This window comes from Halomonas sp. MMH1-48 (genome assembly GCF_022348105.1).
Taxonomy (GTDB): domain Bacteria; phylum Pseudomonadota; class Gammaproteobacteria; order Pseudomonadales; family Halomonadaceae; genus Vreelandella; species Vreelandella piezotolerans.
This window is the reverse complement of sequence record NZ_JAKRFL010000006.1, coordinates 37,996-60,592: the sequence shown is the minus strand read 5'-3', so window position 1 is coordinate 60,592 and position 22,597 is coordinate 37,996. Positions and strand designations below refer to the sequence as shown.

19 protein-coding genes are annotated in these 22,597 nt (G+C 59.6%); 9 read left to right on the top strand and 10 right to left on the bottom strand.

What is annotated here, in order from left to right:
• Nucleotides 1-62: 62 nt before the first annotated feature.
• Nucleotides 63-698 carry a TIGR04211 family SH3 domain-containing protein gene (locus MHM37_RS07660; protein ID WP_139525573.1) on the top strand — a complete coding sequence of 212 codons (636 nt, stop codon included), beginning with the start codon at nucleotides 63-65 and terminating at the stop codon, nucleotides 696-698.
• 31 nt (nucleotides 699-729) lie between these two features.
• A complete protein-coding gene (locus MHM37_RS07655) occupies nucleotides 730-1,362 on the top strand; it encodes a thiopurine S-methyltransferase (protein ID WP_139525574.1) in 633 nt (210 codons plus the stop codon).
• A gap of 8 nt (nucleotides 1,363-1,370) precedes the next feature.
• Here the strand turns inward: MHM37_RS07655 and MHM37_RS07650 are convergent, their stop codons facing one another.
• The 5 genes from MHM37_RS07650 to cysP all read right to left on the bottom strand — a co-directional run bounded on the left by MHM37_RS07650 (nucleotide 1,371) and on the right by cysP (nucleotide 5,864).
• A complete protein-coding gene (locus MHM37_RS07650; RefSeq protein ID WP_139525575.1) occupies nucleotides 1,371-1,964 on the bottom strand; it encodes a YajG family lipoprotein in 594 nt (197 codons plus the stop codon).
• Nucleotides 1,965-2,044: 80 nt separating this feature from the next.
• Nucleotides 2,045-3,139 (bottom strand): TOBE-like domain-containing protein, encoded by a 1,095-nt coding sequence (locus tag MHM37_RS07645; protein WP_219863243.1) that lies wholly within the window; start codon nucleotides 3,137-3,139, stop codon nucleotides 2,045-2,047.
• The gene (gene cysW / locus MHM37_RS07640) at nucleotides 3,136-3,963 is read right to left on the bottom strand and encodes a sulfate ABC transporter permease subunit CysW (RefSeq protein WP_139525577.1); all 828 of its coding nucleotides are present in this window, start codon (nucleotides 3,961-3,963) and stop codon (nucleotides 3,136-3,138) included. Before cysW ends, MHM37_RS07645 begins: the two co-directional genes overlap by 4 nt.
• Nucleotides 3,963-4,817 (bottom strand): sulfate ABC transporter permease subunit CysT, encoded by an 855-nt coding sequence (cysT, locus tag MHM37_RS07635; protein WP_139525578.1) that lies wholly within the window; start codon nucleotides 4,815-4,817, stop codon nucleotides 3,963-3,965. Before cysT ends, cysW begins: the two co-directional genes overlap by 1 nt.
• A gap of 9 nt (nucleotides 4,818-4,826) precedes the next feature.
• Complete coding sequence (cysP, locus tag MHM37_RS07630) at nucleotides 4,827-5,864, bottom strand: thiosulfate ABC transporter substrate-binding protein CysP (protein WP_153842416.1); 1,038 nt, start codon at nucleotides 5,862-5,864, stop codon at nucleotides 4,827-4,829.
• A gap of 253 nt (nucleotides 5,865-6,117) precedes the next feature.
• On the opposite strand from cysP, the gene rpe reads away from it, so the two are divergent.
• Nucleotides 6,118-6,816, top strand: coding sequence for a ribulose-phosphate 3-epimerase (rpe, locus tag MHM37_RS07625; RefSeq protein ID WP_139525580.1), 699 nt, complete (start codon nucleotides 6,118-6,120; stop codon nucleotides 6,814-6,816).
• 57 nt (nucleotides 6,817-6,873) lie between these two features.
• Here the strand turns inward: rpe and MHM37_RS07620 are convergent, their stop codons facing one another.
• Nucleotides 6,874-8,172, bottom strand: coding sequence for an NAD(P)/FAD-dependent oxidoreductase (locus MHM37_RS07620; RefSeq protein WP_139525581.1), 1,299 nt, complete (start codon nucleotides 8,170-8,172; stop codon nucleotides 6,874-6,876).
• A gap of 135 nt (nucleotides 8,173-8,307) precedes the next feature.
• Between MHM37_RS07620 and MHM37_RS07615 the strand changes: the two genes are divergently transcribed.
• Nucleotides 8,308-8,976, top strand: a complete 669-nt coding sequence (locus MHM37_RS07615; protein WP_239296240.1) for a phosphoglycolate phosphatase — start codon at nucleotides 8,308-8,310, stop codon at nucleotides 8,974-8,976.
• A gap of 12 nt (nucleotides 8,977-8,988) precedes the next feature.
• Here the strand turns inward: MHM37_RS07615 and MHM37_RS07610 are convergent, their stop codons facing one another.
• A complete protein-coding gene (locus MHM37_RS07610) occupies nucleotides 8,989-9,906 on the bottom strand; it encodes a zinc ABC transporter substrate-binding protein (RefSeq protein ID WP_239296241.1) in 918 nt (305 codons plus the stop codon).
• 288 nt (nucleotides 9,907-10,194) lie between these two features.
• Between MHM37_RS07610 and MHM37_RS07605 the strand changes: the two genes are divergently transcribed.
• From MHM37_RS07605 to trpC, 5 genes are all read left to right on the top strand, one after another.
• On the top strand, nucleotides 10,195-11,934 hold the full coding sequence (locus tag MHM37_RS07605) for an NADH-ubiquinone oxidoreductase-F iron-sulfur binding region domain-containing protein (RefSeq protein ID WP_239296242.1): 1,740 nt from the start codon (nucleotides 10,195-10,197) through the stop codon (nucleotides 11,932-11,934).
• Nucleotides 11,931-14,747 carry a formate dehydrogenase subunit alpha gene (fdhF, locus tag MHM37_RS07600; protein ID WP_239296244.1) on the top strand — a complete coding sequence of 939 codons (2,817 nt, stop codon included), beginning with the start codon at nucleotides 11,931-11,933 and terminating at the stop codon, nucleotides 14,745-14,747. Before MHM37_RS07605 ends, fdhF begins: the two co-directional genes overlap by 4 nt.
• 98 nt (nucleotides 14,748-14,845) lie before the next feature.
• On the top strand, nucleotides 14,846-15,451 hold the full coding sequence (locus tag MHM37_RS07595; protein ID WP_239285861.1) for an aminodeoxychorismate/anthranilate synthase component II: 606 nt from the start codon (nucleotides 14,846-14,848) through the stop codon (nucleotides 15,449-15,451).
• Between the two features lie 36 nt (nucleotides 15,452-15,487).
• Nucleotides 15,488-16,507, top strand: coding sequence for an anthranilate phosphoribosyltransferase (gene trpD, locus MHM37_RS07590; RefSeq protein ID WP_139525587.1), 1,020 nt, complete (start codon nucleotides 15,488-15,490; stop codon nucleotides 16,505-16,507).
• Between the two features lie 8 nt (nucleotides 16,508-16,515).
• Complete coding sequence (gene trpC / locus MHM37_RS07585) at nucleotides 16,516-17,319, top strand: indole-3-glycerol phosphate synthase TrpC (protein ID WP_239296246.1); 804 nt, start codon at nucleotides 16,516-16,518, stop codon at nucleotides 17,317-17,319.
• Nucleotides 17,320-17,362: 43 nt separating this feature from the next.
• Here trpC and MHM37_RS07580 read toward each other — a convergent pair whose 3' ends face one another.
• The 3 genes from MHM37_RS07580 to MHM37_RS07570 all read right to left on the bottom strand — a co-directional run bounded on the left by MHM37_RS07580 (nucleotide 17,363) and on the right by MHM37_RS07570 (nucleotide 22,509).
• Complete coding sequence (locus MHM37_RS07580; RefSeq protein ID WP_239296248.1) at nucleotides 17,363-20,464, bottom strand: FAD-binding and (Fe-S)-binding domain-containing protein; 3,102 nt, start codon at nucleotides 20,462-20,464, stop codon at nucleotides 17,363-17,365.
• 89 nt (nucleotides 20,465-20,553) lie between these two features.
• Nucleotides 20,554-21,144 (bottom strand): DUF4202 domain-containing protein, encoded by a 591-nt coding sequence (locus MHM37_RS07575; RefSeq protein WP_239296250.1) that lies wholly within the window; start codon nucleotides 21,142-21,144, stop codon nucleotides 20,554-20,556.
• Nucleotides 21,145-21,255: 111 nt separating this feature from the next.
• Nucleotides 21,256-22,509 (bottom strand): dicarboxylate/amino acid:cation symporter, encoded by a 1,254-nt coding sequence (locus MHM37_RS07570; protein WP_153842425.1) that lies wholly within the window; start codon nucleotides 22,507-22,509, stop codon nucleotides 21,256-21,258.
• Between the last annotated feature and the right edge of the window lie 88 nt (nucleotides 22,510-22,597).

Genomic DNA, 22,597 nt, shown 5'->3' with positions numbered 1-22,597 from the left:
TTGAGCGACACGCGCGGCGGCTTCGTCGGCCACGCGCGTTTTTTTGACCAGGACATGACGTCATGCAAGTAGAAAAAATTCGCAGTAACTGTTATGCCGCCGCTGTGGGCGTGCTGTTAACCGTGAGCAGCCAAGCAGCGCTAGCTCAATCCGATAGCCAAGCTTGGGTGAGCGATGAACTGAGCACCTATGTGCGTAGCGGGCCGACAGATGGTTATCGCATTGTGGGAACGCTGAACGCCGGCGAGCAGGTCGAGGTGCTGGAAACCAGCGGCGATTACACACGGGTACGCAGTAACAGCGGCGACACCGTTTGGGTGCTCAGCAATGAGCTGCAGCAAACGCCCAGCGCGCGTCAGCAGCTTCCCGAGCTGCAAGCCCAGGTTGAAGAGCTGACGCAAGAGCTAGACGGAATCAACGATACCTGGGAGCAGCGGGTTTCCTCCATGACGGAAACTCTGGATATTCGCGAGCAGCGCATCGCCGACCTGGAAGCCCGAAACGCCGAGTTGGACAATCAAGCGGAGCAGTCTCGCCAGCAGGTGCGCGCCCTGCAGGCCCGCTTGGATACCCAGGAGGAGGACTTGCTGATGCGCTACTTCATGTACGGTGGCGGTGTGGCAGGGGCCGGTCTGTTGGTAGGCTTGATCGTGCCGCATTTACCGCGCCGTCGTAAAAAGCGCGATCGCTGGTTCTAAACGTGCTTTCCAAGCAATAACGAGGTGGCTCATGGAGAATCCCTGGCGGCAGCGCTGGCAAGAGGGGCGCATCGGCTTTCATCTCGAGGAGACTCATCCTGCGCTGGTCAAGCACTGGCCGGAATTAGGCGTGGCCGATGGGACCAAAGTGCTGGTGCCACTATGTGGGAAGAGCCTAGACATGCGCTGGCTGGCGGATCGCGGGCACCCAGTGCTCGGCATCGAGCTTGCACCGGAGGCCATCGAGCAGTTTTTGGCTCAGCGACGCAGCGGTGTTTCGCGCTATACCCAAGCGGGGTTCGAGGTGTCTCGGCAGGGCAGTATCGAGCTGTGGTGCGGTGACTTTTTTCATCTGCATATTCAGCAAGCGGCAGAAGTGGGCGCGTTCTACGACCGGGCCTCTTTGATTGCATTGCCACCGGCAACGCGAGAGCGTTATGCCTTTCATTTGGCGCAATTGACCCCGCCGGGAGCAAAAGGGCTGTTGGTGGGGCTTACCCATGGCGATGGCGAAGCGGGGCCGCCTTTTAGCGTGCCGGATGACGAAATCGAGCGCTTGATGACGCCCAACTTCCATGTCGAGCGGCTGGCTCGTCTAGAGGCTGATGCTCGTGGCCGCAGCGAGAGCCTATGGGCGTTAGAACGTCGCGGGCCACGGGTATAAACGAGCGCTTATCGGGCTAGCAGCCTGCCCAGCTCTGGGTCACTGAACGCCCGATTCAGTCCATCGCTAAGCAGATCGTTGAGCATACGTGTATTGGCATCCTCGCCGGGCTTGATGGCGTAGCCTTGGGTACGGCGTGACGTATACGTGCCGGTATAAGTCGTGCCCTGGTTGTGTGCGATCGCACGGAACACCCCTTCGATGCGCGCTTCATCGATCAGCGGCTGGCCACTGTCGCCACGTCCGTAATCCAAGCTGGCAAGCTCTAGCGTCAAACTGGGACGACCCTGCGCGGTTTCGCGGGTGGGAGTGAACCCCATATCGCTGGCGGCGCGTTCGGCTTCGGCCTGCAGGCGCGGGATCAATTCGTGACTGCTGACGGTAATCTGCGCGGTGGACATGTTGCCGCCCGTCCGCGTACCAATGACTTCACTCGGCCGGGCGTCGACGGCCACGACGGTAACTTGTTGACCCGAGCCGGTTTGTGGCACGTTGGCGCTACGGGTGGGGTTGAGCTGTAGATACTGAGGGCTTGCGCAGCCTGCTACCAGTAAGGTGGCCAGCAGCGCACCCGACGCGCGTAAAAAGTGACGCCGACGCATATTACTCTCCGCAATCATCCTGGTTGAACGAGACAAAGGCCGCAGTATAGACCTGAGTTTACGCGAGACGCCAGCCATGGCTAGGCCACGCGGGTCTGTTGCTCGGGTGTTTTGGCCTCTTCTTTGAAACGGTGCCACTGGCGCGGATGGGCAAACAACCGCTGGCCGCGGCGCATATGCAGGCGCTCGAAATCGGCATGGCGAACGGTGGCTTGCCACGGAGTGGCTAGCCAGTCGGCCTCTAGCTCTACGCGCACTTCGGCACCGACCGGGGAGATGGCGGTAACGGTCACCGGTAGGTGGCACTCCGCACTGGGCTCCTCTGCAAGGCGCACCTCATGGGGGCGGAGCAACAGCTCTTCATCGCCGTCGGACAAGTCCACGTTCAGGTGGGCATCGCCGCAGGTCAGTACGCCATTGCGAACGCGCCCTTCTAGGTGGTTCACATCCCCCAAGAACTCGAACACGAAGCGGTTCTTCGGCGCGCGGTAGAGCGTATCCGGCGTGTCGATCTGCTCGATGCGGCCGTTGCTCATGACGACCACACGGTCTGAGAGCTCCAGTGCTTCTTCCTGATCGTGGGTGACGAACACGCTGGTGAAGTTCAGCTCGTCGTGCAGGCGACGCAGCCAGCGGCGCAGATCTTGACGCACTTTAGCATCCAATGCCCCAAACGGCTCATCGAGCAACAGTACGTCTGGCTCTACGGCGAGTGCGCGCGCCAACGATACGCGCTGCTGCTGGCCACCGGAAAGCTGTGCAGGGAGCCGATTTGCCAAGTGCTGAAGCTGAACCATTTCCAGGAGTCTAAACACCCGTGCACGAATGTCGCCGCTGGAAGGACGACGCTTTTTCGGCATCACCGTGAGACCAAACGCCACGTTGTCATAGACGCTCATATGGCGAAACAGGGCGTAGTGCTGGAAGACGAAGCCGATACGACGATCGCGAACGTGCACGTGGGTAACGTCACGGTCGCCGAACAGTATTTTACCCGGCTGCGGCGAGCGGTCGGCGCTTTCCAGGCCGGCTATGATGCGTAGCAGAGTGGTTTTGCCCGAGCCGGAGGGGCCTAGCAAGCCCACCAGTTCACCTTCGTGAATATCCAAATTGATCGGTTCGAGCGCCTGGGTGTTGGCAAAGTGTTTGGCGATATTCTGTAAGCGAATACTCATGAGAATGCCTCCCGGCGCGATGCGCGCCATTCAAGGCCTGCCTTGGCCGCAAGCGTGAACAGGGCAATCAGCGCCAACAGCGCAGCGCTGGCAAACGCCCCGACGGCGTTGTAGTCCTGATAAAGCTGCTCTAGGTGTAGCGGTAGCGTATTGGTTTGCCCGCGAATGGCTCCTGAGACAACCGACACCGCGCCAAATTCACCCACCGCACGGGCATTGGTCAGGATGATGCCGTACAGTAGTGCCCAGCGGATGTTGGGCAGTGTGACCCGCCAAAACGTCGTCCAACCAGAAGCACCTAACGTCACGGCGGCTTCTTCCTCGCGTGACCCTTGCGCCTGCATGAGCGGAATCAATTCCCGCGCCACGAATGGGCAGGTGACGAAGACGGTCACCATCAAAATGCCCGGCCAGGCGAACATCAGCTGAATGTCGTGGCTATCGAGCCAGCCTCCGATCCAGCCGTTGCGGCCGTACAGTAGGAGATAGATCAAGCCAGCGACGACGGGAGAGACGGCAAACGGAATGTCGATCAGCGTTTGCAGAATGCGCCGTCCCGGAAAGCTAAAGCGCGTCACCAGCCACGCCAAGGCGACACCGAAGACCAAGCAGATGGGGATGGTCATCAGCGCGATGATCAGCGTGAGACCAATGGCGTGCAGAGTGAACGTATTGCTCACGTTCCCCCAAAACACTGCCACACCTTGAGAGAACGCTTGAGCAAAAATAGCCACCAGCGGCAGCAGCAGAAATAGCGCGGACAGCAGCAAGGCTGCGCCAATCAACAAGCGCCGCACGGTGGGCGCGTCACCAATCCGGCGCATTATCCTTTTCCTCCATGCAGGCGGCGCACGAAACGCCCCTGCCAGATGTTGATGGCGAGCAGCAGTGCTAGCGAGACGAACAGCACCACCGAGGCAATGGCGGATGCCCCCGCATAGTCATACTCCTGCAGCTTGACGAAGATCATCAGCGCGGTAATTTCGGTTTCGTAGGGCATGTTACCCGCAATGAAGATGATCGCGCCGAACTCGCCCAGTGAGCGCACGAAGGCAAGCCCGGTGCCGGTGACGAGCGCGGGCCATAGATGCGGCATGATGACGCGGCGAAATGCCACGCCATCGGTGGCACCCAGGGACATCGCGGCTTCGTCCACTTCGGCGGGTAAATCTTCCAGCACCGGCTGAACCGTGCGCACCACGAAAGGGATACTGGTGAAGGCCATCGCTAGGGCAATTCCCACCCAAGTATAAGCGACCTGAAACCCCATCGGCTCGATGATACTGCCCACCCAACCGTTGCCCGCATAAAGCGTGGCGAGGGTAATGCCTGCCACTGCGGTGGGCAGGGCAAAAGGGAGATCCATCAGCGCATCGAGCAGGCGTTTGCCGGGGAACTCATAGCGTACCAGTACCCAAGCCAAAAGCAGGCCAAATACCGCATTCACCAGCGCGGCGACCGCTGCCGCGCCGATGGTGACCATGTAGCTGGCCACCACGCGGCCCTCGGTGATGATCGCAACATACTCGGCCAAGCTCAGTTCGGAAAGCTGACCGAACAGCCCCGTCATCGGCAGAAGCAGTACCAGCGAGATGAACAGCACGCTGATGCCCATGGATAGACCAAAACCCGGCAGCACGCGCGTGCTGCCGGATCGCCAAAATGCTAACTGGCTCATGAGATACCGTTAACGACGCTGCAGTTGATCGAGAAGAGCACCGCCTTCGAAGTGGGTCTCCATCGCTTCTTCCCAGCTGCCGAACACGTTCTCGACTTCGAATAGCTCGGTGTCGGGGAACTGGTCGGCAAACTCGTCGACCACCGTCTCGTTATGAACGCGGTAGTTGAAACCTGCTAGCTGGCGCTGCGCTTCTTCGGTGTAGAGGTACTCCAGGTAGCCCTGGGCGAGGTCGCTGTTCCCGTTACGCTCGGCGTTCTCACCCACGACTGCCACCGGGAATTCGGCCAGAATGCTGACTGGCGGAACGACCACTTCGTAGTCATCGCTGCCGTACTCGCTGCGGATATTGTTCACTTCTGACTCGAAGCTGATCAATACATCACCAATGCCGCGCTCGATGAAGCTGGTCGTGGCACCACGGCCGCCGGTGTCGAAGACGGCAACGTTACGCAGGAAAGTGCGCATGAAGTCCTGTATCTGCTCTTCGTCACCGTCGAATTCGTTTTCGGCGAAGCCCCAAGCGGCTAAGTAGGTGTAGCGGCCGTTACCCGAGGTTTTCGGGTTAGGGAAAACGATCTGAACGTCTTCCTGGGCTAAGTCATCCCAGCTTTCGATGCCCTTAGGGTTGCCTTTACGCACCAAAAACGCCGTGGTGGAGTAGTAGGGCGAGGCGTTGTTCGGGAACGCATCCTGCCAATCTTCTGCTACCAGACCCGCATCGGCCAGTACCTGAACATCGGTCACTTGGTTGAACGTCACGACGTCGGCACGTAGCCCCTGCATGATGGCACGCGCCTGAGCAGAGGAGCCGCCGTGCGACTGACTGATGGCGACTTCTTCGTCATGCGCCTCTTCCCACCATGCCTGGAACTCTGGGTTGATGGCGGCAAACAGCTCACGGGCGATGTCGTAGGAAGAGTTCAGTAGCTCGCGTTCCTGAGCAACGGCAGCGCTGGAGAAGGTCATGCCAGAAACGGCAGTACCTAGGGCGACGGCCAGCAGGCTGCGGCGAAGGGTAGTACGGAATGCAGTGGATGACGTCATTGCAAACTCCTAGAAACGATGGGCGATGATGCTCGCAATGCTGTTAAGGTTAAACCTTGGATTGTGGAATTACAATCGTGTTTTATATTCTATTTGGAAATATGTGTTGACGTATCGAGCGAGCATGGCCCGTCTTTCAGGCTGGTTGGTCGTGCGTTCTGGGCATAGGGCTTCGTGAGCAGCTCTGGTAAGATATGCGCTTGAATGTCTTTCTTATCTCATCATCACGTACTGTTTATCCGAGGACCCCGCCATGAGCGCTGCCCAGGAATTTTTGATTGCCCCGTCGATACTCTCCGCCAATTTTGCGCGGTTGGGCGAGGAGGTCGATAACGTTCTGGCGGCTGGCGCCGATGTGGTGCATTTTGATGTGATGGATAACCATTACGTGCCAAACCTGACCATTGGGCCGATGGTATGCAAGGCCCTTCGCGACCATGGTGTGACCGCACCCATCGATGTTCATCTGATGGTGAAGCCAGTGGATCGTATGATCAGCGATTTCATCGAGGCTGGGGCTAGCTACATCACTTTTCACCCCGAAGCCTCCGAACATATCGATCGCTCTTTGCAGCTCATTCGTGATGGCGGCTGCAAAGCAGGGTTGGTGTTCAACCCGGCCACACCGTTGTCATACCTCGATTATGTGATGGATAAAGTGGATATGGTGCTGCTGATGAGCGTCAATCCTGGGTTTGGCGGCCAGTCATTCATTCCCGGTACGTTGGACAAACTGCGCGAGGCACGGGCGCGTATCGATGCGGCGGACTTGCCGATTCGCCTTGAAATCGATGGCGGCGTGAAAGTCGACAATATTGCAGACATCGCCGCCGCTGGTGCCGATACCTTTGTTGCTGGTTCGGCGATTTTTAACGCCCATCAGGCAAGCGACCCGCATGGCTACGACAGCGTGATTCAGCAGATGCGAACGCAGCTCGCTAAGGTGCGCTGAGACGGAAAGCGCGCTAAAACACAAAAGGGCGGCTGATCTTCCGCCCTTTACATGTCCTTAGTGAAGTTTCATACGTGGTTTGAGGTAGCGGTTCAATTTATCCACTAGCCAAGCAAGCCCGGTTTTCGGCGCGCCGTGAATCGAGAGCTGATGCATGCGATAGAGCGACGCGTAGGCTTGGCGCGCGAGCCATCCCTCCAAAAACAGACCTCGCGAGGCCGAGCTGCGCATCAAGTTCCCGACGGCATCGTAGCGGGCCAGCGATACCAATGAGCCATGGTCGTGATAGGTAAAGTCTTGCAGCGGCTTTTTAGCTAGACAGTGTTCTAAATTCTTCGCTAGTAGCTTTGCCTGCTGATGCGCAGCCTGAGCGCGAGGCGGTACCGTGGCTTCGTCGCCTTGGGGGCAGCAAGCACAGTCGCCCATCGCAAAAATATGCGAGTCGTCCACGCTTTGTAGTGTCTGTTTGACGTTGATCTGGTGGCGCTTATTCGTGCTCAAACCCAGCTCGGCCAAAAACGAGGGAGCCTTGATGCCTGCCGCCCACACATTCAGGTCGGTTTCTATTATTTCCCCGTCCCCTGTGACCAACTGATACTCCTGAGCTTCTTGAATTGCCGTGCCGACATGCACGGTGACACCCAGGCTCTCGAGTTCCTGCTGAACGGTCTGGCTGATACGTTCGGATAAGCCGGGCAGCAGACGCGGTGCTGCCTCGATCAAATGCACGCTGATCGTTTGGTGATCCACCGCTGTGACGCCGTAGGCATTGAGCAGCCGAGATGCGTCGAGGAGTTCGGCGGACAGTTCAACGCCCGTCGCTCCGCCCCCGACGATGCCAATGGTGAGCTGAGTGTGTTGGCGCAGACTGGGGTCAGTATAGCGCAGAAACGTGTTGATCATGTCCCGCTGGAAGGCTTTGGCCTGCTGGGGAGAGTCGATGAAGTGGCAGTGCTCTGCAACGCCTTGGGTGCCAAAATCGTTGGATACACTGCCTAGCGCAAGTACCAAGTAATCGTAGGTGAGCTGGCGGGCGGGAAGCACTTCCATGCCATCTTCGTCTTCGATGGGCGCTAGGTGAATGACCTTCTTGTCACGATCCAAGCCATTCAGCGAGCCGCGCTGGTAGCGGTAGTAGTGGGCCGAGGAGTGACCGCGATAATCCACTTCATCCATGCTGGAGTTGAGTACCCCGGTAGCTAGCTCGTGCAACAGCGGTTTCCATACGTGGGTGGCATTGCGGTCGAGTAGGACGATCTCAGCGCGCTTTTTCTTGCCCAGCGTATGCCCAAGGCGTGTGGCAAGGGCTAGCCCGCCTGCACCTCCGCCCACAATCACAATTCGGGGAATGGCCATTACTCTCTCCTTGGCAAATATAGCCACAGCATAGAACTTTCTACGCTGTATGACGAAGGTCTAAACGGGTAAGATGATGGAATTAATCGACATTATCGTGAACCAGTCGCTTAGACGCATCAGTGAGGCCGGCGCGTGCATACCATTTTGCAAGAAAAACGGTTAATTGCCTTTGATCTAGACGGTACGTTGATCGACTCGGTGCCGGATTTGGCCGTTGGCGTGCAGCGGGCGCTGCACGACATTGGGCTGGCCCAGCCGAGTGAAGCGCAGGTTCGCGACTGGGTGGGCAACGGCGCTCAGGTGCTGGTGGAGCGAGCGCTGACCTGGGCGCTAGGTGAGCGACCCGAGGCGGCGCTGCAGCAGAACGGCTATGAAGCGTTCATGCGCCACTACGGAGCTGCACCCAACGCGTGGACGACGCTTTACCCTGGCGTATCGGAAGCGCTTCACGCACTGCGTGAAGCAGGTTTTGCCCTGGCCCTGATCACCAACAAACCCGAGCGGTTCATTGCGCCTATTTTAGATCACTTCGGTTTGCTAGCACTGTTTACGCTTACCGTGGGGGGCGATTCGCTCAGCGAGAAAAAGCCAAGTCCGGTGCCATTGATTCATGTGGCGCAAGCGTTAGACATTGCTCCGTCAGCCAGCGTGATGGTAGGTGATTCTCGCCACGATATTGCGGCGGGTAAGGCGGCTGGCTTTGCCACTGTGGCGTTGCCGTACGGCTATAACCACGGCGAGCCTATCGCGCAGAGCCAGCCTGATCTGCTCGTCTCCTCCCTCCGCGATCTACTCGGCTAACTCAGCTAACGGCTACTCCTCGGCTCTTGCGCCCCCCAGGGCTTCATGCAAAAGCTCGGTAGTGTGGTGTAGCAAAGCGGGGTAGTTATAAGCGGGCCCGTCGGCCTCACTCAACGTATCAACGTAGAGTGGGCCTGCCAGCGTCAAACCGGTCTCCCGGGCTAGGGCGTCCATGTGAATGTCGGGTGTCGTGCTCTCAAAAAATAGCGCTGGCGGGCGCTTGTCAACCAGACGCTCACTCATGCTGGCCATGTCGTGAGCGCTGCCCATCGTTTCGCTATTCAGCCCCCAAATGGCCGCGAACTCGAATCCGTAAGCGTGGGCAAAGTAGCTTAGTCCGGCTTCACTCATGGTGATCAGTCGATTGGTGTGGGGGATGCCCTCCAAGCGTTCGATGACCTGCTGGTCGAGTAACGAAAGCGCGTCCTTGGCCTCTTCAGCGCGCGTTCGAAATGCGTCGGCACGCTCGGGAAAGCGGGCGCTGAGGGTGTGCATGATGACATCGATATAGGCCGCTGCACCGTGCGGAGCCATCCACATATGTGGGTCAGGGCTTCCCTCGTACTGCCCCTGCTGTAGTGTCAGGGTCGGATAGTCGGCCATCTCGGCGAGTGCGACTAGCGTCAGCCTATCGCTGGCCATCGCTTTTAAATGACGAATCCACGGCTCTAATCCATGGCCGTTGTAAAACACGATATCGGCCTCTTCGACGGCGAGTACGTTAGGCGGGGTGAGTTCCCAGCGATGCACATCTTCACCGATCGGTACGATCGTCGTAATGGAAATGTCGTCACCGGCAACGCGTTTGACCAAATCCTCGATCACCGAAAACGAGGCGATGATCTTGGCAGACGATGCGGCGAATGACGGCGAAGAGATGAATGTTGCTACTAACAAGAGCGTGATGATCCAAGATATTCGCTTATCCATGCCACGCTCCTAACCCATTAAAATGACGGGAGATAATAAAGAGAGTCGCGCCCCGTTGCCAGTCTTGCTTGGTGTAGAGAGCGGCCATAGTGAGCTGCACCACCAACAGACGCGATGGTTTCCCCGCTGACGCTTACCCTCTATGCTATGAAAAGCCCTCAACGCTGGCATCGCTCTTGGCGGGCTGCCCATCGAGTCGCTGTCGCAACGTTTGTACGCTTCACTGAGCATAGCGGCTTTGACGGCGGTGTTTGTAACGTTCTTTGGCCTAGCTCTGGATGGCGCGTCATGACTTCTCAATCTGTAACGTCTTCTCGCCGCCGTCGCGGCTACCCCAATGGGCGCGATATCGCCCCCGTGGCGCTGGCGGCACTTCGCGATTTATTGGGCGATGAGCGCCAAACGCCCAGCTTGAAACGCCGCGACCTGCTGATAGAGCACCTGCACACCCTTCAGGACGCCCACGGCCATCTATCGCTCGTGGAACTGCGCGCCCTGGCAGCCTATATGAACCTGCCTATGGCGGCGGTGTACGAGACGGCGACGTTCTACGCCCACTTCGATGTCGTGCATGACCAACAAGCGCCTCCCCCGGATACGACGATTCGCGTCTGTGATTCTCTCTCGTGCCAATTAGCAGGGGCCAGTGCGCTACACAAAGCGTTGGAAGCCCGCGTTGACCCTGACTGCGTGCGAGTGATCCGTGCGCCCTGTATGGGTCGCTGCGATACCGCGCCGGTGGCTGAAGTTGGCCACCACCATGTGCTGTATGCCACCGCAGACGGTGTAGAAGCTGTCGTGGACACGGGGCACTTTCATCCTGAAGCGATCCTATGGCAGCGGCTTGGCGACTATCAGCAGATGGGCGGTTACCAGTTACTGGCCAATGCCCGAAGCGGTAAGGTCAACATTGATGAGGTGCTGCAGACGCTTGAAACCTCGGGCCTGCGAGGCTTAGGAGGCGCGGGCTTCCCTACCTTCAAAAAGTGGCAGGCCGTGCGTCAAGCCGCCGGGCCACGCTACTGCGTCATCAACGCTGACGAAGGCGAGCCGGGGACGTTCAAAGACCGCTACTATTTAGAGCGCGCGCCGCATCAGTTTCTTGAGGGCGCACTGGTGAGCGCTTGGGCGATCGAGGCCGAGGCGCTCTATATCTATCTGCGCGACGAGTACCCCGGCCTACACCGCGTGCTCCATGAGGCGATTGCAGAGCTTGAGCAGGCGGGCATCGTCGCGCGGGGCTTCATCCTCATGCGCCGGGGAGCGGGCGCTTATATTTGTGGCGAAGAGTCGGCGCTGATCGAATCCCTTGAGGGCAAGCCCGGCAAGCCGCGCCACCGACCGCCTTACGTGGCCCAGGAGGGGCTATTTGGTCGTCCCACGCTGGTCAATAACGTCGAAACCGTTTACTGGATTCCCGCCATTTGGAACAAAGGGGCGGAATGGTTTACCGGACATGGGCGCCACGGACGGCGGGGCCTACGCAGTTTTTCTATCTCTGGTCGAGTGAACAAGCCCGGTGTGTACTTGGCACCAGCAGGCATCACGCTGCGCGAGTTGGTTGAAGAGTATGCGGGCGGCATGGCAGAAGGACATACGCTGGCCGCTTACCTGCCCGGCGGGGCCTCGGGTGGCATTCTGCCGGCCAGCAAAGCCGATGTGCCGCTGGATTTTGATACGCTTCAGGCGCACGGCAGTTTTATTGGGTCAGCGGCGATAATCGTGCTGTCTGATCAGGATAACCTTCAGGCGGTGGCCACCAATCTGCTGGCTTTTTTTGCCGATGAATCCTGCGGGCAGTGCACGCCTTGCCGGGTAGGCAGCGAGAAAATGCTCAGCCTGCTGGAGCAACCCACATGGGATGTGCAAGCGCTCACTCGGCTGGCGCAAGTGATGCAGGACGCCTCGATTTGCGGCCTGGGGCAAGCGGCACCGAATCCTGTCTTAGGACTACTCAAGGATTTCCGCCCTGCGCTCGCCCAGCAGCAGATTATCGTCAGTGATGCCGCTGAAGGGAGTGCACCATGACCGCTTCGTTCACTATTGTATTGGATGATCAAGACGTCACTGCCTACCACGGAGAAACTCTTTGGCAGGTGGCCAAGCGCGCTGGCGAGACCATTCCTCACCTCTGTTTCAAAGACGCCCCCGGCTACCGTGCCGATGGCAATTGCCGTGCCTGTATGGTGGAAGTGGAAGGCGAGCGCGTGCTGGCGGCAAGCTGTATCCGCGAGGCCAAACCCGGCATGGTGGTGCGCAGCGCCCACTCGCCCCGTGCCACACAAGCGCGTGAAACGGTATTGGAACTGCTGATGGCCGACCAGCCCAGCCGCGCCCAAAGCCCAGACCGCTCCAGCCACTTCTGGGAAGTAGCCGACCAACTGGCGGTCGACGAAGCGGCCGTTAAGTCGTGGCTGCCAGCACGCCGCTCAGTCGCCGTCAGCCATGCGGCGGCGGCACCGAAGGTGAGCCAGCCGGATACCAGTCACCCGGCGATGCACGTCAACTTGGACGCTTGCATTACCTGCAACCTGTGCGTGCGCGCCTGCCGCGAGGTGCAGAGTAACGATGTCATCGGCATGGCGCAGCGAGGCGCAGCCGCCACCGTGGTATTTGATTTTGCCGACCCGATGGGCCAGAGCACCTGTGTGGGCTGCGGCGAGTGCGTGCAAGCGTGCCCCACCGGCGCGCTGATGCCTGCCACCGTGGTCAATGCCCAAGGTCAGGGCGATTCTCAAAGCCAGCGGCAGGTAGATTCCGTGTGCCCCTATTGCGGGGTGGGCTGCCAGCTGACATACCATATTAACGACGATGCCCTGGCTTATGTGGAAGGGCGCAACGGCCCCGCTAACCAGAACCGCCTGTGCGTGAAAGGCCGGTTTGGGTTTGATTACGTGAGCCACCCGGCACGCCTGACCAAGCCACTGATACGCTTGCCTGGGATTCCCAAAGCGCTCGACCCTACCTTTGATCCTGCCAATCCTTTCAGCCATTTCCGTGAGGCCAATTGGGACGAAGCGCTGGGAATCGCGGCGGGCGGCCTAATGACGATTAAACAGGCGCAAGGCCCCAAAGCGTTGGCGGGCTTTGGCAGCGCCAAATGCTCTAACGAAGAGGCGTGGCTGTTCCAGAAGTTGGTGCGTACCGGCTTTGGCAGTAATAACGTGGACCACTGCACGCGGCTTTGCCATGCCAGCTCCGTCGCGGCGCTGATGGAGTGCTTAGGCTCTGGCGCGGTGACCGCTTCGTTTATGCAGGCGCTGGAGGCTGATGTGGTGATCCTTACCGGCTGCAATCCGGCAGTGAATCACCCCGTGGCGGCGACATTCTTCAAGCAGGCAGCCAAGCAGGGCACCGAGATCATTATTCTCGACCCTCGCGGGCAGGCGCTGGACGCATACGCCAGCATGAGCGTGCGTTTTACACCAGGGGCGGATGTATCGCTGTTCAACGCGCTGCTCCATGTGATCATTGCGGAAGGCCTGTATGACCAAGCCTACATCGACGCCCACACTGAGGGCTTTGGCGCGCTCAAGCTGAGCGTCGCTCACAGTACACCGGAAGCCATGAGCGCACTATGCGGCGTCTCCCCCGACACCATTCGTGAAGTGGCGCGGCGCTACGCCAACGCCGAAAAAGCGATGATTTTCTGGGGTATGGGTATTTCCCAGCATACCCATGGCACCGACAACGCCCGCTGCCTGATTTCGCTGGCACTGGCCTGCGGCCATACCGGTCGCCCCGGCACGGGCCTGCACCCGCTGCGGGGTCAAAATAACGTGCAGGGGGCGTCGGATGCGGGGCTGATTCCCATGGTGCTGCCGGACTACCAGCCAGTAGGCGATAGCCAGCTACGCGCCGCGTTTGAAGCGCTATGGAACACGCCGCTGAGCAATGAGCCTGGACTGACGGTGGTGGAAGTGATGAATGCGATTCATGCAGGCGAGGTGCGTGGCATGTACATCTTGGGTGAAAATCCGGCGATGTCTGATCCGGACCTTACCCATGCCCGCGCCGCGCTGGGTAAGCTCGAGCATTTGGTGGTGCAGGATCTGTTCGTCACTGAAACCGCCCAGTTTGCCGATGTCATTTTGCCTGCCTCTGCATGGCCCGAAAAAGAGGGCACCGTGACCAACACCAACCGCCAAGTACAGCTTGGGCGTGCTGCCTTACCGTTGCCAGGAGACGCCAAGCCAGACTGGTGGATCATCCAGGAGATCGCTAACCGCTTTGGGCTGAACTGGCGCTATCAGCACCCGCAAGACGTGTTTGCTGAAATGCAGCAGGGGATGCACTCATTCAACCATATTAGCTGGGAGCGGCTAGCGCGGGAGAGCTCTGTCACATACCCCTGCCCAGCCGAGGATGAACCGGGTCAGGATGTGGTGTTTAGCGACGCCTTTCCGCGCGCTGGCGGGCTGGCCAAATTCGCCCCTGCGCGTCCGCTTCCCCCGGATGAGCCGGTGGATCACGAGTACCCCACGGTATTGACCACGGGTCGTCAGTTAGAGCATTGGCATACGGGCTCCATGACGCGGCGCGCCCAGGTGCTCGACGCGCTAGAACCAGAAGCGGTCGCCTGTCTTTCAGCGGGTGAACTCCATCGCTTGGGGGTGTCGCCGGGCGAGAAGCTCACCATCATTACGCGGAGGGGCGCGATCACGCTGACCGCCAGAGTGGACGACAAAATCCCCAATGGTATGGTCTTCGTGCCATTTGCCTACGCTGAGGCCGCCGCCAATCTGCTCACCAACCCGGCCTTGGATCCTTACGGCAAAATACCCGAGTTCAAGTACGCCGCCTGTCGGCTGGAGCGCGCAGCAGTGCCGCAGCCGCACTAAGCGAGCTCCGCCCCTGCACGCTGCCCCTGCAAGGAGCGTCTGGGTTGGGGTATCATCCTGCCAGTGAGTGTTAATTATCTGATGGAGTAAGCGGGGCGATGTCGCAAGCACAGGCAGTGCAACGGGTGTTGATGCTAGACAACTACGATAGCTTTACGTTTAACATCGTCCAGTATCTGGGTGAGCTGAATGCCGAGGTGATGACCTACCGCAACGATGAAATTACCTTAGCCCAGATGTGCGCCTTGGCACCGACCCATCTGGTAATTTCGCCCGGCCCTTGCACGCCCAACGAGGCAGGCATTTCGTTGGCAGCCATCGAGCACTTTGCGGGCAAACTGCCTATATTGGGCGTTTGCCTGGGGCACCAGGCCATTGGCCAGGTCTATGGCGGCAAGGTCGTGCAGGCGCCCCAGGTGATGCACGGCAAAACCTCGGCCGTTGTACACCGTGGGCAGGGCGTGTTCAGCGGGCTGGAAAACCCGCTGGAAGTGACGCGCTATCACTCATTGGTGGTTGAGCATGAGAGCCTGCCCGACTGCCTAGAAGTGACCGCCTGGACCGCCGAAGATGACGTGACGCCTGGGCTGATCATGGGGTTTCGTCATCGTACCCTTGATGTGGAAGGCGTACAGTTTCATCCTGAGTCGATACTCACGCGCCAGGGCCATGCGTTATTGGCCAATTTTTTACAACGCGGCTGATCGCCACATTCATACGCTTTAGGGGCTTTCCTGCTCATGCAAATGCGAGACGCAATTAACGCGGTGATGCGCCGCGAAGACCTCTCTTTCGATGCGATGCACGCGCTGATGCGCCAGATCATGACTGGCGAAGCCTCCGACGCGCAAATTGGCGGTCTACTGGTGGGGTTGGCCATGAAAGGGGAAAGCGCTGAAGAGATCAGCGCCGCTGCCCAGGTGATGCGTGAGCTCATGAAGCGCGTCGAGCTGCACACCGAGAACGTGGTGGATATCGTCGGTACCGGCGGCGATGGTGCCAACCTGTTCAATGTATCGACCGCGTCCAGTTTCGTGGCGGCGGCGGCGGGGGCTCACGTTGCTAAACATGGCAATCGCAGCGTTTCCTCTTCCTCGGGTAGCGCGGATCTGTTCGATATCGCAGGCATCTATCTTGACCTGAAGCCCGACCAAGTAGCCCGCTGCATCGAGCAGGTGGGCGTTGGCTTCATGTTCGCACCTAACCACCACCCGGCCATGCGTTACGCCATTGGACCGCGGCGCGAAATGGGCGTACGTACGTTGTTCAATATTCTGGGCCCGCTCACCAATCCGGCCGGGGCGCCCAACCAGGTGTTAGGCGTCTACTCGGCCGAGCTGGTGCCGCTGATGGCCGAAGTATTGCGCAAGCTGGGTAGCCGCCATGTCATGGTGGTGCATTCTGAGGATGGCCTGGATGAGATCTCCCTCGCGGCACCCTCGCTGGTGGCGGAGCTAAAAGAGGGCGAAATTACCCAGTACACCATTACGCCGGAATCCCTGGGCGTCGAGCGCCAAAGCCTGGCCAACCTCAAAGCGTCCAGCGCGGAAGATAGCCTGCGTTTGGTGAAAGCCGCGCTTAGCGGTGAAGGCGCAGCGGCAGATATGGTGGCGCTCAACGCCGGGGCGGCGCTTTACTGCGCGGGCGTGGCCGATAGCTTGAAAGAGGGCGTGATGGTGGCCCAGGATGCCCAGGCCTCCAAACTACCGCTTGAGAAGCTCAGAGAGCTTTCGCACTTCACTAGCGTCTTTAAAGGGTAAAACTTCCAATGAGTGACCAGGCAACGCCGACTATTTTAACGCGCATTTTGGCCCGTAAAGACCAGGAAGTCGCTGAGCGTCAGCAGGCGGTATCTGAAGCGGATCTGCTTGCGCTGGCGGAAAAGCAGAGCGCGCCCCGTGGCTTTATTGAGGCATTGAATCAGCGTATTGCGGCAGGCGATGCGGCCGTGATTGCCGAGGTGAAAAAAGCCTCGCCCTCTAAAGGCGTGATGCGGGAAGCGTTTCACCCAGCGGATATCGCCAAAAGCTACGCCCAGGGCGGGGCGGCGTGTCTTTCGGTGCTCACCGATGCCGACTTCTTCCAGGGCCATGAGGATTACCTCATCGCCGCTCGTGATGCCTGTGACCTGCCGGTGATCCGTAAAGACTTCATTACCCACGGCTATCAGGTCACAGAAGCGCGCGCCATCGGTGCGGACTGCATCCTATTGATTGTGGCGGCGCTCAATGACGCTCAGCTGCGCGACCTGCACCAGCAGGCCAACGCATTGGGCATGGACGTGTTGGTGGAAATTCACGATGCAGAGGAGCTAGAGCGGGCGCTCGCCTTGGACCTAAAGCTAGTGGGTATCAATAACCGTAATCTGCACACGTTCGAGACCAGTTTGAATACCACCCTGGACCTGCTGCCGCGTATTCCTGATGGCGTCACCGTGATCACCGAATCAGGTATTCACACGCGTGATGACGTAGAGCTGATGCGTGACCACGAAGTCAATGGTTTCCTGGTAGGGGAGGCGTTCATGCGCGAAGAGGACCCTGGTTTGGCCCTCAAGCGGCTGTTTTTCTAAACGCTTCACACGGATACAAGCAAGCCCCAGCAGGCCAGTCGCGTTAGCGGCTGGCCTGTTTGATGCATGAGAGCAGGGCTTGCAGCGGGTGGGGCAGGGTTTGCGCCGAGTAGCGCTTTACTTGGCTGCGGCAGGAGTAGCCGGTGGCCAGTAGCTTGCCGCTTTTCTCTTCGGCTTCGACCTGGGGCTGCCACGACTGAGCGTAGATCGTTTTGGAGGTGGCGACGTTACGGGTCTCATGGCCGTAGGTGCCGGACATACCGCAGCAGCCCGTGGTGGCCAGCTCCAACTGCAATCCAAAGGCGGCAAACACCTGCTGCCACGCTTTCGGGCTGCCCGGTGCATTGGTTTTTTCGGTGCAGTGGGAGAGTAGCTTAAAGCCTGGGTCTTCGAGCGTGAGCTTGTTGGTGGCGAGGGTGTTGACGCGGGTCGCCAGCCACTCCTGAAGCATCAGTACGTTCGGCACTTGCTCAGGGCCCAACGCTTTGACGTACTCCTGGCGGTAGGTGAGCGTCATGGCAGGGTCGATGCCCACCATGGGCACCTCGAACTCGCTGAGTGCGCGAAGGCGTTTGGCTTGCTTTTCTGCCGTGCGCTCGAAGGCACCTAAAAAGCCCTGTACGTGCAGCGGCTTGCCGTTGGCGGAAAACGGCATCACAAACACGCGCAGGTTCAGCCGCGATAGCAGCTCTACCACGTCCATCACCAGCTTGGCTTCGAAATAAGTGGTGAAAGCGTCTTGCACGATCACGACGCTGTTGGCTCGCTGCTGCTCGGTGAGGAGCGCAAGCGATGTGGGCGTGGCTTCCGCCACGCCCCAGGCACGCAGCTGTTTTTTCACGCTGGCGCGAGAGAGCGCGGGGGAGTCGCTAATACCGAGCCCTTTTTGCATCAGCTGCTCGACCCAACGCTGGCCAAGGGCGGCGTTATAGAGCGGAGCGATCTTGGTCAACGCAGGCAACATGAATTCGGTGCCGCCAATCACGTAGTCGCGCAGCGGGCGCAGGTAGCGGCCGTGATACACCTCTAAAAACTGCGAGCGGAACTGCGGCACGTTGACTTTGATCGGGCACTGGCCCGCGCAGGATTTGCACGCCAAGCAGCCCGCCATGGCGTCGTACACCTCATGGGAGTAGTCGTGTTGCTGCTGGCGGCTAAGGGTGTTCATCACCCGCTTGGGGAAGCTTTTGATGAAGCCCCAGGTGCGCTCCTGCTTTTTCTTACGCGACTCTTCCACCACGTCGATGCCCGCTTGCGACTGCAGGCGTAACCACTCACGCATCAAGCTGGCGCGGCCTTTGGGTGAGTGGCGGCGGTCGCGGGTGGCCTTCCACGAGGGGCACATGGGGTCGTCCACATCGTAGTTGTAGCAAGCGCCGTTGCCGTTGCAGTACACCGCCGCGTCGTAGGCCTGCCAGGCCCGCTCGTCGATGGTGCGGTCGAGTTGGCCGCGCATGGGCACGCCGTCGATGGTGAGCAGTTCCGGGTCGCTCTCTTTCGCAATCAGCGTGGCGCTTTCGGAAGGTGACGCGATCTTGCCGGGGTTGAGCTGGTTGTGCGGATCGAAGGCCGCCTTGACCTGCTGCAGGTAGGGGTAAAGTTCGCCGAAGAACTTAGGGCCGTATTCGGAGCGCACCCCTTTGCCGTGTTCGCCCCACAGTAGCCCCCCGTACTTCTGGGTGAGGGCGGCGACTTCATCGGAGATCTCGCGAATCAGCGCTTCCTGGGCCGGGTCTTTCATGTCCAGCGCCGGGCGTACGTGCAGCACCCCCGCATCCACATGGCCGAACATGCCGTAGGAGAGCTTGCGTGCATCCAGCGCGGCGCGGAACTCGGTAATGAAATCCGCCAGGTGCTCCGGCGGGACGGCGGTGTCCTCCACGAACGGCAGCGGGCGTTTCTCCCCCTGAACGTTACCCAGCAGGCCCACCGAGCGTTTGCGCATGGCGTAGACTTTTTGGATCTGCGGACGGCCTTCCGCCAGGGTGTAACCCAGCCGCTCCACAGTGGCATCCTGGCTCAGGTGCTGGGTAAAGGCCGCTACACGCGCCGCGAGCCGTTCGGGGTCATCATCGTTGAACTCGATCAGGTTGATGCCTTGAATGGGCGTGCTGCCTGCGGGAAAAAATTCCGCCACGCTGTCCCAAACGAAGTCGTCCATCGCCAGCTGTAGGACGGTGTCGTCTACCGTTTCTATGGAGGTAGGCTTGGCGCTGCTGGCCATCAGCGCCTTGGCATCCCGCAGGGCATCCATGAAGCTTGGATAGCGCACGTTGACGAGCGTAGAGTGCTTGGGGATTGGCAGTACGTTGAGCACGGCTTCGTTCAAGAAGCCCAGCGAGCCCTCCGAACCGCACAGCAGGCTGTTCAGGTTGAGCCGCCCATCTTCGCGAAGGTGGGCCAAGTCGTAGCCGGTGAGGCAGCGGTTGAGCGGCGGGAAGGTCGCCTCGATCAATTCACGCTGCTGGTCGATGATCGTCGCGGCAGTGCGGTGTACCTTGCCGAGCACACCCTCTTGAGCCAGCGCCTGCTGCTCCTCATCGGCGCTCAGCGGGCGGCTGTGTAAATGCTGCCCGCCGAGCAGAACCGTATCCAGCTCCAGCACGTGGTGGCGGGTTTTGCCGTACTGGCAGCTCCCTTGGCCGCTGGCATCGGTGGAAATCATGCCGCCAATGGTGGCGCGATTCGAGGTCGAGAGCTCCGGGGCGAAAAACAGCCCGTGGGGTTTCAGCGCGGCGTTGAGCTGGTCTTTGACCACGCCCGCCTGTACCCGCACCCGGCGGGCTTCCACATCGATCTCAAGAATTTGGTTCATGTGGCGGGAGACATCCACCACGATCCCGTCAGTCAGCGACTGGCCGTTGGTGCCGGTGCCGCCACCCCGGGGCGTCAGCACGATATCCCGGTGGGGCAGCTCGCAGGCCAGCTTGGCGAGACGCTCCAGGTCCTCGGCATGCTTGGGAAACACCGCCGCCTGGGGCAGGCGCTGATAAATCGAGTTATCCGTCGCCAGCACGGTGCGGTGGGCGTAATCCGGCGCGATGTCACCTTCGAAACCGCGGGCACGCAGAGCGTCGAGAAAACGCACGTAGTGGCTGCCAAGGCGTTCGAAAGGGGCCGTGCGAGAGTCCAGGGATGCAATCATAGGAGGTTGAGCCGTCACTGCTGGAAGCGGATAAGGGATAAGCGTTACTTTACCGCAGCTACCGTAGCGGTGCATCTCGATAGCCGGACTCAGTCGCTGCCGAGAGCCTCTTTGACGAGTGCTGAACAGGTGTCGTTCATGGGCAGCGTCAGGGCCAGTGCGTGCGCCTGCGGCGACATCTTACCCCAGGTCTTTTGCACGATGCGCACCATGTGATCGTGCTCTACCTTGCGGGAGAAGTCCGCAAAGTAGTTTTCCAAGAACACCAAACAGGCACAGTCTTCCAGGGCTTGCACATCGCTATCGCGCCCCAGGCCCTGCTTGCGGATCATGCTGGTGACGCGCTTGGCCTCCTCTTGGGAGTAGCCCGCTTCTTCCATGATCGCTGCCGTGGTATCGCCTGCTCGAGCGCTCTGGTCGCGTCGCCAAGTCAAATAGCCAATACGGCCTTCCGGATAATCGCTACGCGGCAGCTGCCAACGCTGCAGATGCTGCGCGCGCACGGCAATGCCCAATAGGTCGCTGGGCGTCGCCTGGAGTCGCTCCAACCATCGGCTCATGCGCTGGGCATAGGCCAGCTCTTGGGGCTGGGCAGTGCCATCCGAGAGGGTGGTCGTCTGGGGATCTTGGGCGTGCAGCGCGTCGAGGGCGGCAAGGGTCTTGTCAAAAGCGGACGACATGGCGGGCTCGCTTGGGGAGAGTGGAATGCAAGTATCCTAGCAGCTTGTCGGCCACGATAAAAAACGCCCGCTACCGAGGGCAGCGGGCGCGCTAGGGTCAGAAAGCCGATGTCAAGAACGGCTGGTATTGTAAATCTCTTCGTTGAGCTCACCTTCGCTCTTACCCACCAGCGTGGTGACCATCAAATCACCGGCCACGTTCACGCTGGTGCGTGCCATGTCTAGAATGCGGTCGATCCCCGCTACCACGGCAATGGCTTCCAGAGGCAGGCCAATTTGCGCCATGACGATGGAGAGCATGATCAGCCCCGCACCGGGCACGCCCGCCGTGCCAATCGAAGCCAGTGTGCCGGTAGCAACGATCATGGCGTAATCCATCATGCTCAGGTCGGTGCCGGTCATCTGGGCAATGAACAGCACCACCACACCTTGGTAGAGCGCAGTGCCGTCCATGTTGATGGTGGCGCCCACGGGCAGGACGAAGCCCGATACCCCTTCCGATACGCCCAGGTTTTTCTGCGCACAGCGAATCGATACGGGCAGGGTGCCCGCAGAGGAAGCAGAGGAGAAAGCGACGACAATGGCGTCCAGGCTGCCTTTCAGGTAGCGCACGGGATTCAAACGACCCAGCAGGGAGATAAAACCTGAGTAAATCACCAGAACATGCAGAATGCTGGCTACATAGACCACGCCAATTAGCTTGGCGAGCGGCAGCAGGATCTCCAGGCCGTACTGACCCGAGACGTGGGCAATCAAGCCAAAGACCCCGAACGGGGCGAACGCCATCACCAAGCCGGTGAGTTTGTACATGGCCTCTGCGAAGCTATCGAAAACCTTCATGACCGGTTCGCCTTTCTCGCCGATCAGCGTCAGCGAGATTCCCAGCCCAATGGCAAACACGATGATCTGCATGATGTTGCCGTTCGCCAAGGCATCCAGCGGGTTGCGCGGCACGAGGTTGACCAGGATGGAGACCAGAGAGGGCGCTTCGTTGGCCGATACCTCGGCATCGAAGCTCAGCCCCACGCCTACCCCAGGCTGCAAAAGCGTCGAGAGCACGAGGCCAATGGTGATCGCGAAGGCGGTGGTCACCAAATAAAGCGTTATCGTACGAGCGCCGATTCGGCCCATCTTTTGCGGGTCGCGCATTGAAGTAATGCCGACCACCAGGGTAGAAAAGACCAGCGGTACGATCAGCATCATGATGGCGTTGATGAAGATATCGCCCAGCGGTTTGAAGATGCTGGCGGTTTCACCGAGCAGCGCTCCTGCCACTACCCCGAGGGCCAAGCCCGCCAGTATTTTTTTCCACAGGGCAATGCGACGCCACCATCCCCATGCTCCTTTCGGTGCGGTTTCCTGCACGTTGTTTCTCCTTTTTTAGATCCGTTGTTAGTGGTTCTTGCTGACGAAGGGCGGGCACTCTATCACTTTTGCCTAATGATCGGGGATG